At 60.7% G+C, this 13579-nt stretch carries 15 protein-coding genes; 8 read left to right on the forward strand and 7 right to left on the reverse strand.

Annotation, left to right across the window (positions count from 1 at the left end):
- Window positions 1-167 precede the first annotated feature (167 nt).
- Window positions 168-1154 carry an alpha/beta hydrolase gene (locus ACFWAD_RS05920; protein ID WP_378542917.1) on the forward strand — a complete coding sequence of 329 codons (987 nt, stop codon included), beginning with the start codon at window positions 168-170 and terminating at the stop codon, window positions 1152-1154.
- 58 nt (window positions 1155-1212) lie between these two features.
- Here the strand turns inward: ACFWAD_RS05920 and ACFWAD_RS05925 are convergent, their stop codons facing one another.
- From ACFWAD_RS05925 to ACFWAD_RS05935, 3 genes are all read right to left on the reverse strand, one after another.
- The gene (locus tag ACFWAD_RS05925) at window positions 1213-2328 is read right to left on the reverse strand and encodes an NDMA-dependent alcohol dehydrogenase (protein WP_378542121.1); all 1116 of its coding nucleotides are present in this window, start codon (window positions 2326-2328) and stop codon (window positions 1213-1215) included.
- A gap of 79 nt (window positions 2329-2407) precedes the next feature.
- Complete coding sequence (locus tag ACFWAD_RS05930; protein WP_378542123.1) at window positions 2408-4048, reverse strand: PucR family transcriptional regulator; 1641 nt, start codon at window positions 4046-4048, stop codon at window positions 2408-2410.
- Window positions 4049-4212: 164 nt separating this feature from the next.
- Entirely contained in the window at window positions 4213-5622 is a 1410-nt protein-coding gene (locus tag ACFWAD_RS05935; RefSeq protein WP_378542125.1) for an ABC1 kinase family protein, read from the reverse strand.
- A 132-nt stretch (window positions 5623-5754) separates the two neighbouring features.
- Here ACFWAD_RS05935 and ACFWAD_RS05940 point away from each other — a divergent pair, with 132 nt between their 5' ends.
- Genes ACFWAD_RS05940 through ACFWAD_RS05960 form a run of 5 tightly spaced genes read left to right on the forward strand, consistent with a single transcriptional unit; the run spans window position 5755 to window position 9637 of the window.
- On the forward strand, window positions 5755-6174 hold the full coding sequence (locus ACFWAD_RS05940; RefSeq protein ID WP_378542127.1) for a MerR family transcriptional regulator: 420 nt from the start codon (window positions 5755-5757) through the stop codon (window positions 6172-6174).
- A gap of 46 nt (window positions 6175-6220) precedes the next feature.
- Window positions 6221-7597 (forward strand): MFS transporter, encoded by a 1377-nt coding sequence (locus ACFWAD_RS05945; protein WP_378542129.1) that lies wholly within the window; start codon window positions 6221-6223, stop codon window positions 7595-7597.
- The gene (locus tag ACFWAD_RS05950) at window positions 7594-8613 is read left to right on the forward strand and encodes an ABC transporter substrate-binding protein (RefSeq protein ID WP_378542131.1); all 1020 of its coding nucleotides are present in this window, start codon (window positions 7594-7596) and stop codon (window positions 8611-8613) included. The genes ACFWAD_RS05945 and ACFWAD_RS05950 overlap by 4 nt, the downstream gene beginning before the upstream one ends.
- 21 nt (window positions 8614-8634) lie before the next feature.
- Window positions 8635-9354, forward strand: a complete 720-nt coding sequence (locus tag ACFWAD_RS05955) for a 2OG-Fe(II) oxygenase (RefSeq protein ID WP_378542133.1) — start codon at window positions 8635-8637, stop codon at window positions 9352-9354.
- A complete protein-coding gene (locus tag ACFWAD_RS05960; RefSeq protein WP_378542919.1) occupies window positions 9344-9637 on the forward strand; it encodes an Ada metal-binding domain-containing protein in 294 nt (97 codons plus the stop codon). The genes ACFWAD_RS05955 and ACFWAD_RS05960 overlap by 11 nt, the downstream gene beginning before the upstream one ends.
- Here the strand turns inward: ACFWAD_RS05960 and ACFWAD_RS05965 are convergent.
- Genes ACFWAD_RS05965 through ACFWAD_RS05975 form a run of 3 tightly spaced genes read right to left on the reverse strand, consistent with a single transcriptional unit; the run spans window position 9600 to window position 10898 of the window.
- Window positions 9600-10028: a VOC family protein gene (locus ACFWAD_RS05965; RefSeq protein WP_378542135.1), complete on the reverse strand. Its 429-nt coding sequence runs from the start codon at window positions 10026-10028 to the stop codon at window positions 9600-9602. The two genes, ACFWAD_RS05960 and ACFWAD_RS05965, sit on opposite strands and share 38 nt — an antisense overlap.
- A gap of 40 nt (window positions 10029-10068) precedes the next feature.
- On the reverse strand, window positions 10069-10551 hold the full coding sequence (locus tag ACFWAD_RS05970; RefSeq protein WP_378542137.1) for an SRPBCC family protein: 483 nt from the start codon (window positions 10549-10551) through the stop codon (window positions 10069-10071).
- A gap of 2 nt (window positions 10552-10553) precedes the next feature.
- Entirely contained in the window at window positions 10554-10898 is a 345-nt protein-coding gene (locus ACFWAD_RS05975; RefSeq protein WP_378531033.1) for an ArsR/SmtB family transcription factor, read from the reverse strand.
- Between the two features lie 94 nt (window positions 10899-10992).
- On the opposite strand from ACFWAD_RS05975, the gene ACFWAD_RS05980 reads away from it, so the two are divergent.
- Window positions 10993-11649, forward strand: a complete 657-nt coding sequence (locus ACFWAD_RS05980; RefSeq protein WP_378531035.1) for an alpha-ketoglutarate-dependent dioxygenase AlkB family protein — start codon at window positions 10993-10995, stop codon at window positions 11647-11649.
- Between the two features lie 5 nt (window positions 11650-11654).
- Here the strand turns inward: ACFWAD_RS05980 and ACFWAD_RS05985 are convergent, their stop codons facing one another.
- Window positions 11655-11801 (reverse strand): hypothetical protein, encoded by a 147-nt coding sequence (locus ACFWAD_RS05985; RefSeq protein WP_378531037.1) that lies wholly within the window; start codon window positions 11799-11801, stop codon window positions 11655-11657.
- 238 nt (window positions 11802-12039) lie between these two features.
- Here ACFWAD_RS05985 and ACFWAD_RS05990 point away from each other — a divergent pair, with 238 nt between their 5' ends.
- Entirely contained in the window at window positions 12040-13539 is a 1500-nt protein-coding gene (locus ACFWAD_RS05990; RefSeq protein WP_378542139.1) for a flavin-containing monooxygenase, read from the forward strand.
- Window positions 13540-13579: the final 40 nt, after the last annotated feature.

Below are 13579 nucleotides of genomic sequence, written 5' to 3' on the forward strand. Positions count from 1 at the left end.
CCCGGTTTCGCTCGGCATGACAGTTGTCCGTTTGTTGCGATGACCTCGGCTTTGTAACACCGAAGACCCCACAAAGGGACAAACACGTCGACAGTGGAACCGACGATGCACTTACCGGAGCAGTTTCTTCATGCGCAGTTTCGGGGAAAGACACAACCTTGCAGAGAATCAGATTCACGTTGCCCGAACGCAATACACGGCGGGTGCGGGTGCTCCTAGCGGCGTTGTTGTCGATATTCCTGCTCGGCGGTATGTTCGGTCCGACCGCCGCGAGTGCTGCTCCGGCGCGCTCGGCGCCATGGGGTGGTTACGACGAGTTGTGGGTCCCGTCTTCGATGGGAAACATCAAGGTTCAGGTGCAGTGGGCCGCGCGCGGTGGCAACGCCGCGCTGTACCTGCTCGACGGTCTTCGCGCGCAAAACGACAGGAATGCCTGGAGTTTCGAAACGAACGCACTCGAGCAGTACCGCAACGACAACATCACTTTGGTGATGCCTGTGGGCGGCGAGTCGAGTTTCTACACGGACTGGTACGCGCCGTCGAACTTCAACGCCCAGCCGATAACGTACAGGTGGGAAACGTTTCTCACGCGCGAACTTCCAGACTTTCTTGCAGGGTACGGTGTTTCGCCTACCAACAATGCGATCATCGGGTTGTCGATGGGTGGTAGCGCGGCATTGAATTTGGCTGGGCACCATCGTGATCAGTTCAAGTTCGCAGGCTCGCTGTCCGGGTACATCAACATTTCGGGGCCGGGCATGCGTGAAGCGATCAGGGTAGCGATGTTCGATGCCGGGCGGTACAACGTGGACTCGATGTGGGGCCCGCCGTGGTCGTCAGGCTGGCTTCGCAACGACCCGTTTGTCAACGCGGAATCGCTTCGCGGACTGTCGATGTACATTTCGTCGTCCAACGGCATCCCGGGACCGTACGATCACCCATCTGCGCCGATCGACTACTTCCACACGGCGACGGGTATGGGTCTCGAGGCGCTCTCGTGGGTTCATGCGCGTGCATTCGAGATTCGCCTGAAATCCTTGGGAATCCCAGCGACGTACAGCTTTCCGCCCGCCGGAATTCACTCGTGGCCGTACTGGTCTGCTGAATTGTGGATGGCCAGAGGACAAATCCTCGACACCATGAACGCTTGGTGAAGCCGTAGTGAGGATCTCTCCGGACTTGCTCTCGATCGAAAGTCCGGAGAGAACTCGCTCAGAAGGTGATGATCCCGCGAAGATTGCGACCGGCATGCATGTCGGCGAAGCCGTCGTTGATCTGGTCGAGGGTGTACCGGTTGGTGATCAGTCCGTCGAGTTCGAGTTTGCCGCTGGTGTAGAGATCGATCATCCAGGGAATGTCGGCGGTGGGATTCGACGCGCCGAACAGGGATCCTTGAATTCTCTTCTGGTACAGCGTGAGTTCCATCAGGCTCACGGGAATTCCGACGTCCGTCATCTTCCCGAGGCCGGTGACGACACATGTTCCGGCCTTGCGGATGGACGAGAATGCTTGCGCGACATGTTCTCCGGTGGTGACGCCGACGGTGACGATGGCGGAATCGGCGCCCTGGCCGTTGGTGAACGAGCGCGCTATGTCGGTGGCTTCCTCCATGGTGGACACAGCATGGGTGGCGCCCAACTTCAATGCACTCTCGCGCTTGAAAGCGACCGGGTCCACCGCGATCACGTGGGTGGCGCCGGCGTGCGAGGCGCCCTGTACCGCGTTGATTCCGATTCCGCCGACCCCCATGACGATGACGGTCTGCCCGGGATACACCTGAGCGGAGTTGACGGCGGCGCCCCAACCGGTTCCGACGCCGCAGCCGAGCAGGCACAGAGCGTCGAGGGGCAGATGCTTGTCGACCTTCACAGCCGAGAGAGTGCTGACCGTGGTGTATTCGCTGAAGGTGGACAGGCCGCAGGTTTGTGCGACGGGTTGACCGTCGAGAGACATTCTGTAGCTCGAGCTTTCGCCTGGTCTGCTGCCGGTCATGATGGCGGCGCCGTTGTCGCAGAGGTTCTGGATTCCGCTTGCACACCAACGACAACGGCCACAGGCGGCGAGGAAAGAGAACACGACATGATCACCCTCGGACCACCCTTCGGTGTTCGGCCCGACCTCGACGACGATTCCGGCGCCTTCGTGCCCGCCGCAGATGGGGTAGCGGCCTACGCCGTGGTCGCCGCTGGCGATGTGGTCGTCCGAGTGGCACAGTCCGGAGGCGACCATCTTGACGGTGAGTTCGCCACTGCGGGGTGAATCGAGTTCGAGATCGACCACCTCGTATGTGCCTGGTGCTTGGCGAATGACGGCTCCACGAGTGCGCAAGGTAGCTCCTGAGGTGAGAGTTGTTCTTCGGCTTCCTCAGTTGTCTACTCGAGAGTTCGAGACGGGTCCGAGATCCGTCTCACTGATCGGACGTTTCGTACCGTTCAGACTCGTCCGGGGTGCGTCCCAATATGGCGAGTTGCAGTTCGGTGAGAAGTCGCGTGTCCGGCTCGTCCAACGAAATGCCCATGATCTGTTCAGCGCGCCGGATGCGGTAGCGCAGCGTGTTCGGATGCACTTTCAAAGAGGATGCGGCCTTCTTCACGTCCCCGAACGCCGTCAGGTAGGCAGTGAGCGTGAACTGCATGTCAGAGGTGTTCTTGTCGTCGTAGGAGATGAGTCTGTCGATACGAGGGTCGCGCAATCGCTCGTGATCAGCGACGAGGTCGAGTATCTCGCCCAGCAATACCGCGGTGCGTGACGCCGCGAGTGTGGTGACCTTCGAAGTTCCATGATCATCGGTGGTATCGAGCACGCGGTCCACTTCTCGACGCGCCTCGGGTACGCCGTGCAACCGCGCGATCGGCACTGCGACGGCCGCGCGGACGCTGATACCCGCACGTCTTTCGAGCACTCGCACGGTGTCGTAAGCCCAGTCGCTGATCGCGACCTCGTGCTCGGCCTGCGGGAACAGCACGTAGATCCGGTTGTCGATGATCGTCGTGACGGCATCGTGGCGAAATGCGCTGGCACGCAGGCGTAAGGCGTTGGTGATTCGATCGAGATTCGATCCGGGTGCAAGTGATGTCGCAAATCCGATGACCGCAGCCGGTCCGTCGGTGCTGATGCCGAACGAACCGGCGAGTGAGTGCATGTCGACCCCGCCGGAGCGAACGCCGAACAGCCTTTCCACTTGGGCGTTCTCGCGGCTGGAGGCGTCCAACGACCGCATGAGAATGCGCGCGGCGACAGCGGCGGCGCCGCGCAATACCGCTCGTGCGTCGTCGGAAAGAGGTCCGGATGCCTGCTGTATCCAGATGCTCCCGAGATTATGTTGGTGCGCAACGGAACCCGTCGGCCCTGGCTGGCCGGGCCGGGTAATGCTCACAGCCAGACGGTGTGCGGCGCCGATGCTCAGCTCGGATGGCAGACTGATGACCTCGTCCGAGCGCCTGAGATGCTCGAACACGCCCCTTTTCTCGATCCATTCGGTGTATTCGATCGGCCATTCCCGGCCGAGTATGGAGAGCTGACGAAGCTCGTCTTCGCCCTCGTGAGCAGCAGAATATGCAATGACGTGCAGTGCGGTGTCGTCGATCGTGACGAGTCCACCGGTCAATTCGGCGATCGTTTCCGAGAGCGCGAACAAATCGGAATCACCGCCTGATACAGCGCCGGCGGCGGCTCGCGAACGATACAGGCTCTGCGTCAGAAGACGTTGTACAAGCGAATAGACGTGGCCGGAACTGGCCTGCGGATGGACCGCGGCCACGGCGATACCGATGCTACGTGCGGCGGTCAGTACCGCCGTCGCCTCGCGTGCATTTTTGACGAGCAGGAGCTTCGGACGACGCCTTGGCGGCCTGCCCTCGAACTTTCGCAGCCATTGCGTGAGCGTCGATTCGGGAACCCCGACGGGAAGATAGATGTCGGAGATCGCACCTCGGCTGTCGGTGCCGTCGATGTCGGAGGACTCGACGAGGGCGATCGAACGGATTTCGACATCAAGCCCGTCCGGGCTTTCCAGTAGCTCGATCACGGACTTGTCCGTGGAATGCATGAGGGCGCCGAGGGTGGTGCCGACTCGCGGCCCGTTACTCCTCGGACCTGTCGTCGCTTGCGGGAGGGCTACAGAAAGTGGCTGCACATTTGCTCCTCGGCCGGTGGGTCATTACAGGCTAACCCCGACAGACGAAATGCAGAATAAGGAAATAGGGGACAAATTTATTCGTCAGGCATGGTGATGCCGAGTTCTCGGGCCTTTTCGGCGACTGCCTCGGGAAATACGTTCTTGAACAGATAAAGGTCTTGTCCGATCACCCAACCAGGTGCCAACGCCGTCGCATATCGCTCGAAGTATCCGAGTTGCTTTCCGAAAAGAACCAATTCCTCGGGACTCGCAACACCCCACTGTTTACCCAATTGAATCAGCGCCATGATCAGCTCGCTGAGCTTGAGTTCACCCAGATCGCGGCCGAGGATCGGAGCTAGAGCAGTGGCGACCTGCATACCCAGTTGGGCGTCGTCGACTTCGTAGTCGGTTGCATAACCCAAGGATCGAATTCCCCGGGCAACGCGGGCGAAATCTCCGTCGACAATCGTTGCGCGGAACATATCGGAGAGTATCGATCGCCACGTTTCCGGAAGAACACCGACAATGCCGAAGTCGAGCATTGCTATCCGGCCGTCATCGAGGACCCACAGATTCCCGGCGTGTACGTCGCCGTGGAAAGGACCGTGAACGATGACTGATTCGAGCCAGACCTTCACACCGCGCCGGATCAACATGCGGGCTTCGTCGATTCCGTCCGGACCGGCGACGAATCGATCGAGCGGAACGCCCCGCATGCGTTCCATGCAGATGACTCGGGGGCCGCAGTAATCCCAGTAGACCTCCGGCGTCGTGACTCCCTTGTTGTCGCCGAACGCACTGATGTTGTTCCGGAAAGTGGTTTGCCGGTCGGCCTCGACTGCACTGTTCAATTCCGTCATCGTGGCATTGTGCAGATCGCGAATGATGGCGGTGGCATTGGCAATTCGAAGGAACTCGACAAACTTCTCGAGGATGTTCGCTCCCCAATATGCCGCCCGCAGATCGATCAGCATGCGCGCATAGATGTCCGGGCGCTGGATCTTGATGACTGCCTCTCGGCCGTCGTGCAGAACGCACGCGTGTACCTGCGCAACCGATGCCGCTGCTAGAGGCGCGTCGTCGAATTTCGCGAACAGTTCGTCCACGGAGTAACCGAGGTCCTCCTGCACGACTCTTCGGGCCTGCTCGGCAGGGAAGGACGGAACGTCGTCGAGGCAACGCAGGCACGCATTGGCGACCGGGGCCGGGAACAGACCGGACGACGACGCGACCAGTTGTCCGAGCTTGACGAAGGTGGGCCCCAGAGCGATGAAGCCGTCGACCATTCCGTCGGAGGCAGCGTCCGCCCACGTGCGTCCACGCTTGCGGAATGGCCACACGATCAGCGCCAGCATGATCGACGTGGACAGCACGACCGCGATGATCGCGGAGCGCCACAACTGAGCGAGGCCGAAGCGTTCCAGGTCCGGCATGCGGACCTCGAGGGCAGTGGCGGGCACTCCCGACGAGTACGGCCCGACAGGTCGCGTTGGATCCAGCACAGCTCTCCCTCGTTCAACGAGCGCATCCAGCATTTTGCCGTGAGATCACTTACGTGACCCCTTCCGTTAGTCAGTATGCCAAGTCACACATAACTGCCGGAACCGCCTACGCATTCAGCCTACGATCGGTGAATGCGTGAGCACTTGATCCCGATCGGCGAGGTTGCAAAATCGTTCGGAATCGCGGCGTCGACCTTGCGGTACTACGAGGATGAAGGCTTGCTGTCCGCGCGGTCGCGAACCGGCGGCAAACGCTGGTACGGGCATTGCGAGCTGCGACGGCTGGCATTGATCCGGATGTACACCGAGACGGGAATGTCCTTGGAACAGGTGCGCTCCTTCATCGAAACCGACACCACGTCCGAGCAGTTCTCCGCGGTTCTCGCGGATCAAGTGTCGGCGCTCGAGGCACAGGTCGCCGCCGCTACGCGAGCGAAACTGATTCTCGAGCATCACCTGACGTGTCGGCAAGAGCGTCCGATGCAGTGTCCGTGGTTGCTCGAGCAACTCGACATTCGCGTGGAAGCGGCGCTTGACTTCAAGTTGACTTGAACCTCCATAGTTAGGGCGCACTTACCGCCCTGCTCGGAGGTTGACCATGTCGACACGACGATGGCTGCCGCTCATCGCCGCATGCATCGGAACTTTCCTGTTGCTGACGTACGCCACGATCACGACGATCGCGGTGCCGGCCATCGCAGACGGTTTGAACGGCAGTACGGGCGCGATGTCCTGGGTCGTCGACGCGTACACACTGGCCCTTGCTGCGCTTCTGGTGGGGATGGGCGCGCTCGGCGATGTATGGGGACGCAAACGCCTCTACATCTGCGGCCTGGTCGTGTTCCTGGTTGCGACGGCCGTGTGTGCTGTTGCTCCGGATGTCACGGTTCTGGTCACAGCTCGCGGCGCGCAAGGAATTGCCGGTGCAGCGATGTTCGCGACGCTCCTGCCTCTGCTCGGCGACGCATACTCGGGCCGTGATCGTCACGTCGCCTTTGCCGCGTGGGGCGCCGTCGCCGGATTGGCGGCCGGAATCGGGAATGTTGCAGGAGGGCTGCTGACGCAGTTCTTCGACTGGCGTGCGGTCTTCTATTTCGGAATCCCCGTGGCCGCAGTAGCGCTCGCAATGGCTGTTTTCTGTTTCGCCGAAAGTAGGCGCGGCGACGACAATATCGACTGGGCCGGAATGGTTTTGTTCACTCTCGCTGCCGTTGCCGCGGTTCTCGGCGTGACGTGGGGCGGCGACGCCGGGTGGACTTCGTCTTCGACAGCTCTCGCCTTCCTCATCGCAATCGTTGCGTTGACGGCATTTGTGTCCTGGCAGCGTCGAAGCAGCAGTCCGATGCTCGATCCGGCCTTGTTCCGATCCCTGAAATTCGACGGAGTTCTCGTCGCGGCTTTCGGTTACTACCTTGCGGCTTACGGCCCGCTCGTAGTTCTTTCACTGTGGCTGCAAAACGGGTTGGAACTGTCGGCGTCGACGGCCGCACTTGTGCTCTCGATTCAACCGCTCGCTTTTGTCTTCGTGTCGGCGCTGTGTGGATCACGGCTTCAGCGAGCCGACCTTCGAGTGTCGCTCGGATTCGGGACGGTCCTCTGCGGAATCGGTTGCCTCGCCATGCTGTACGTTCTTGTCGCGCCGATCTGGCCGGCGCTTATCGCCGGACTGATTCTGACGGGTGTCGGTTCAGCCATGGTGTCGCCGGTGTTGCCAGGTGCCGCGATGTCGGATGCTCCGGCAGAGCGCTCCGGGACGGCTTCGGCCACAGCCAACTCGTCGCGCCAATTCGGGCTCGCAGTCGGAATTGCTTTGTGCGGCTCGCTCTTCGCCGGATCGGACGAGTTTGCTCTGCTGTGGCCGTTGGTCTTCTGCGCCGGCGTCGGAATGCTCACGGGTTTTGGATCGATCCTTCTCTTTTCTCGCTCGTCAACTCCTGCAACAGTTCAACCAATCGCCGAAAGGGCACACACATGACCACGCTGCTCACTCCACGACCGCACAGGCGTCTCGAGATGGACTGGAATCGTCGCAGGTTCCTCGGCGCAGCAGCAGGATTGGCTGCTGCGCTGGCAGCGGCCGGGTGCTCACGCTCCGACGCGGATGCCGGCGGCACACGCGATGCCGGTTGGTCCTTCACCGACGATCGCGGAACCCTGATCGAGTTGGATTCACCGCCGAGAACATTTGTCACCTACACCGGAATCGCGGGTGCGCTGTGGGATTACGGACTGGTGCCTGTCGGTGTTTTCGGAGCGCTCACACGATCGCCGGGATCGACGGACACCAGCATCTCCGGCAACTTGGATTTCTCGAAGACCGACATGGTCGGGCAGCTCTGGGGACAGGTGGAACTCGAAAAGATCGCTGCGCTGGAGCCGGACGTCGTCATAGTCCCTCAGTTGCGTGGTTCGGCTCTACTCGACGAGGCGAACTTGGATGCGGTGAAGGGCTTGTCGACAGTACTGTTCGTGGAAACGGCAGCAGGAACCATCGACCGAACCGTGCAAGAGATCGTGGAACTGGCCGTGGAACTCGGAGCAGACCTGGATATGGACGCTCAGCGAAAGGACTACGACGCTGCGCGCCAGCGGATCTCCGAAGTTGCTTCTTCACTGAACAATTCACCCGTACTATTCGCCTCCGCAGATCCGGACACGATTCGAGTCAGCCGTTCCGGATTTCCGATCCTCGCAGACCTGGCGGGTTTGGGTCTTGCCGTCGTCGACCCAGCAGAGGGATCGTCGGTCTACGTCGAGAAGCTGGCCTGGGAGATGGCGGACCACTATCCGGCCGACATGATCTTCCTCGACGATCGTCCGTCGAGTTTGCAACTGGATACGCTCGGCACCAATCCTGCGTGGTCCAACTTGCCTGCGGTGAAGGCGGGGAAGATCGGCACCTGGAATCCGGAACCAGTGCTCAGTTATGCCGGGATCGCCCGTACGTACAACACTTTGGCTGACCAACTGCTGGCATTCTCACATTCCTGACTGCCGCGTCGTCTACGACGTATGGACCTTTTCACCGATCTGTCTGCTCGAGTTGATTCCCTCGATTGGCCTGCACTGATCGAGGGAATCAACTCCAGTGGGTGTGCACAGACGACACCGCTACTCGACGAATCGGAGTGTCGCGAAATCGCTTCCTGGTACTCGGACGTCGACCGATTTCGAAGCACGATCGGCATGGCTCGGTACCGCTTCGGTCAAGGGGAGTATCGATACTTCGGTGATCCGGTACCCGAGCCGATCACCGCTATGCGAGCGGCTTTCTACCGGCAACTTCTCCCGATCGCGCGAGAGTGGGCGTTCAAGCTGGGGGACAGCGCACCGTGGCCGGACACTTTCGAAGGATGGATCGATCAATGCCGCAACGCCGGCCAGAATCGACCTACCCCGATTCTCCTGTCCTACGGTCCTGGCGACTGGAATGCACTGCATCGGGACCTTTACGGAGAGTTGGTGTTTCCCTTACAGGTGGTGATCGGGCTCGACAGACCTCGGATCGATCACGCCGGGGGAGAGTTCTTGCTCGTCGAACAGCGGCCGCGCGCTCAGTCGAAAGGGACTGTCACGGTGCTCGAACAAGGTCACGCGTTGATCTTCACCACGCGGGATCGGCCGGTCCAGACTTCTCGGGGGTGGTCCAGAGCCCCTGTGCGACATGGTGTCAGCGTGGTGCACTCCGGCACGCGTCGAACATTGGGATTGGTGCTTCATGATGCCGAGTAAGACGTACATTCTCCGCGACGCTCGCAACAAACCCTACGAGAGTTCGACGCCCGGTATGCTTGGCGGGCATAGGAAAACGAAGATCTACGGCCGACTCGACTGTCGAGGGGCGGCGCAGGCAATCGCGCGTGGTGGGTATGTCGCCAGTCGGGTGTTCTTCGCGGACGAGCCGACCGCGATTGCGGCCGGCTATCGCCCCTGCGCTGTCTGCATGCCCGAAGACTACGCAGCGTGGAAGGCGGGTTCTACGCGCCGAAGCGGTCGCGGTACTCCTTCGGAATGAGCGGCTTGTCGCCGCGGACCTTCAGCTGCTGGACAGCCCAGGTATTACCGTCCGGGTCGGCGAATCCGAAGAAGGTGCCACCGTCACGCTCGTCGAAGACGGTGACCTCACTGGCATCGACGCCGCGGTCAATGAGCTCCTGCCGAGCCGCTGCCGCGTCGGCTACTACCAACTGCAATCCCTTCAACGAACCAGGGGCCATCTCGGTTTGCGACGGCAGGTTGCCGATGACGATCGAGCAACCCGAACCTCGCGGAGTGAGCTGAGCAATCGTCATGTGTTCGTTCACGGTGTGGTGGTCGAGGTCGAAACCGACTTTGTCACGGTAGAACTCGATGGAGCGGTCGAGGTCGCTGACGGGAACGATGACTACTTCGAGGGTCCAGTCCATGAAACTGCCTTTCGCTGAGGAGGTTCGGGCAAACAGGTGGTCAGAGTTGCGCGACGATCTTGTCCAGGCGTTCGTAACCTTCGGTGACGCCGAGTTCCATATTGCTCTCGATCATTCCGTCTCGCGCTTCGAGGCTCGGATATGCGGAATGGCCGGAGAGACGGGTGCGTCCATTGCCCAGGTCCTCGAACGTGATCGATTCGATGCTGACGACGTCGGGAAATCCCTCGTATTCGAAGGTTTGGATGGCAAAGTCGTTCTCGCGAACGACGTGAAATACACCATTGAACCGGAACTCTTCGCCCTCGGGGTTCCGATGGACGTACTTGTATCGACCGCCGCTCACGAACTCGTATTCGTCGATCTCCATCTCGTATCCGTTGGGGCCGAGCCACTGCTTGACCAGTTCGGGATTCGAATGAGCCGCGAAGACGGCACTGACGGGTGCGTCGAATTCGCGGGTGATGTCGATGTACGGCACGCCCTCAGGAGCCGTGATGGTGACGGGATTGGTGGTAGCCATGGCTAAGTCTCCTTCTGTGTGGTGCTGAGTAGGTGATCGAGCTTGCGGAACTGTTGTTCGTGGATCAGTCGATAGCGGTCGATCCAGGCGGTCAAAGCCTCGAGAGTTGCGGCGTTGAGATGTACCGGCCGCCTCTGGGCGTCGCGGCTGCGAGTGACCAAACCAGCGGCTTCGAGTACCTGAATATGTTTGGAGACAGCCTGTTTGGTGATCTCGAACGGCTCGGCCAACTCGTTGACCGTTTGGGGGCCGCTACTCAGGCGGGCGATGATCCGCCGTCGTACCGGGTCGGCGAGCGCCATGAACGCTTTGTCGAGACGCTCGTCTGCCCCTGGATCCACGATCACTTGTCAACCATCTCCTTTATCAACCAATCTGTTGATTACGATACGAGCCGATGTGGAGGGTGTCAATGCCTCGGGACCGATTAGCGTGGAAACCATGAACGCTCTGATTCCTCGGCCACGATTGGAAGTGGCGCCAGGGGCGATCCTCGTTCCGGATTGGCTCAGCGTTGAACAGCAACGCACCTTGGTGGCCGAGTGCAGACGGTGGGCAACCGCACCCGTACCGATGCGCTCCGCTGTTGTCCCAGGTGGTCACAAGATGTCGGTGCAAACAGTTTGTCTCGGTTGGCATTGGCAGCCGTACAAGTACACCCGCACCGCCGACGACGTGAACGGTGCGCCTGTCGCAGCGGTGCCCGACTGGCTCGCCGACCTCGGCCGCACCGCAGTTGCCGCTGCCTACGGTGACCCGCGTGCGGGGGAGAGCTACGCACCCGACACCGCTCTGATCAACTTCTATGACGAGGGCGCTCGCATGGGCATGCACCAGGACAAGGACGAGCGCTGCGACGCTCCCGTCGTCTCACTGAGCGTCGGGCAGAGTTGTGTCTTTCGGTTCGGGAATTCCGCGAACCGGAACAAGCCGTACACCGACGTCGAATTGCACTCGGGTGATCTCTTCGTGTTCGGCGGAGAGTCGAGGTTCGCGTATCACGGTGTGCCGAAAGTTATTGCAGGAAGTTCTCTTCCGGGCATCGGTCTGCAATCAGGAAGGCTGAACATCACGCTGCGAGATACCGGAATGTCCTGACAGTCTCACCCCTGTTGTGCCACTGGTTCAACAGGGTCGAAGTCTGCGCTGGAAGGTCCGTCCCCGACCATCTCGATCAACTCGGTCGACGGCGGAGTTGGCAGAGTGCGCCAGCGCTCTCGTTCGAGGTTGTGGGGTTGTATCTCGTTCATGCCCTAATTATCGACTTCCTACTTCACTCCGTCGGCTATTTGTGGGTGGACATTCTGCTAGGCCTCGTGTCCGACGTCGATATCGAGTCGGGTCGAGATATTGACTGTTACCGTAAGTCGCACATACTCTGGTTACTGGCGCTGACCGTAGGGAACCCGGCCTGAAACGACCGATCGTTCTCGGCCACCGCCGACGCCAGATGTAGCTTCGCGACGACCTACGAAACGAGTTTCCTCCATGCCACAGCATGTCGACGTACTGATCATCGGCGCTGGCTTGTCCGGAATCGGCGCGGCTTGTCACCTCATTCGGGAGCAGACGGGAAGCACTTACGCGATCCTCGAGCGCCGCGAAAACATCGGTGGCACCTGGGACCTGTTCAAGTACCCGGGCATCCGTTCGGACTCCGACATGCTCACCTTCGGATTCGGTTTCCGTCCGTGGATCGGCACCAAAGTGCTCGCCGACGGCTCCAGCATCCGGGACTACGTCGAGGAAACCGCCAAGGAATACGGCGTCACCGACCACATCAACTTCGGCCGCAAGGTCGTGGCAATGGACTTCGATCGCGCGACTGCTCAGTGGACCGTGACCGTCCTGATCGAGGCCACCGGAGAGACCGAGACGTGGACCGCGAATGTCCTCGTCGGCGCCTGCGGTTACTACAACTACGACAAGGGCTACCGCCCCGCCTTCCCCGGTGAGGACGACTTCCGCGGTCAGATCGTGCACCCACAGCACTGGCCCGAGGATCTCGATTACACCGGAAAGAAGGTCGTGGTCATCGGGTCCGGTGCCACCGCGATCACGCTGATCCCGTCGATGGCCCCCACTGCCGGCCACGTCACCATGCTGCAGCGCTCGCCCACGTGGATCCAGGCGCTGCCGTCCGAGGACCCTGTTGCCAAAGGTCTCAAGCTCGCACGCGTTCCCGACCAGATCGCGTACAAGATCGGTCGAGCCCGCAATATCGCACTGCAACGCGCCAGCTTTCAGCTCTCACGTACCAACCCGAAGCTGGCGAAGAAGCTGTTCCTCACCCAGATCCGCTTGCAACTCGGCAAGAACGTGGACCTGCGTCACTTCACCCCCAGCTACAACCCGTGGGATCAGCGTCTGTGCGTGGTTCCCAACGGAGACCTGTTCAAGGTGCTCAAGAGCGGCAAGGCCGACATCGTCACAGACCGTATCGCCAAGTTCACCGAGAATGGCATCGTGACCGAGTCGGGTCTCGAACTCGAGGCCGACATCATCGTCACGGCGACCGGCTTGAACGTGCAGATCCTGGGCGGGGCGGCCATGAGCATCGACGGCGAGCCGGTCAAGCTCAACGAGACAGTCGCCTACAAGAGTGTTCTCTACTCCGACATTCCGAACTTCCTGATGATTCTCGGCTACACCAACGCATCCTGGACGCTCAAGGCCGACCTCGCCGCGTCCTATCTGTGTCGCGTACTCAAGATCATGCGTAAGCGCAGCTACACGACTTTCGAGGTTCACGCCGAACCCGAGGACTTCGCCGAAGAATCTCTCATGGGCGGAGCGCTGACCTCGGGCTACATTCAGCGTGGCGACGGAGAAATGCCGCGCCAGGGTGCCCGTGGCGCGTGGAAAGTGGTCAACAACTACTACCGCGACCGCAAGCTGATGCACGACGCCGAGATCGAAGACGGTGTGCTGCAGTTCAGTAAGGTCGACACTTCCGTCGTACCTGGCAACAAGGTCGCCAGCGCATAGTCGACCCCACCTGAGGCGAACCGGTCGCACCACTGGGGAC

The organism is Rhodococcus sp. NPDC059969, from assembly GCF_042738325.1.
Classification (GTDB): domain Bacteria; phylum Actinomycetota; class Actinomycetes; order Mycobacteriales; family Mycobacteriaceae; genus Rhodococcus_F.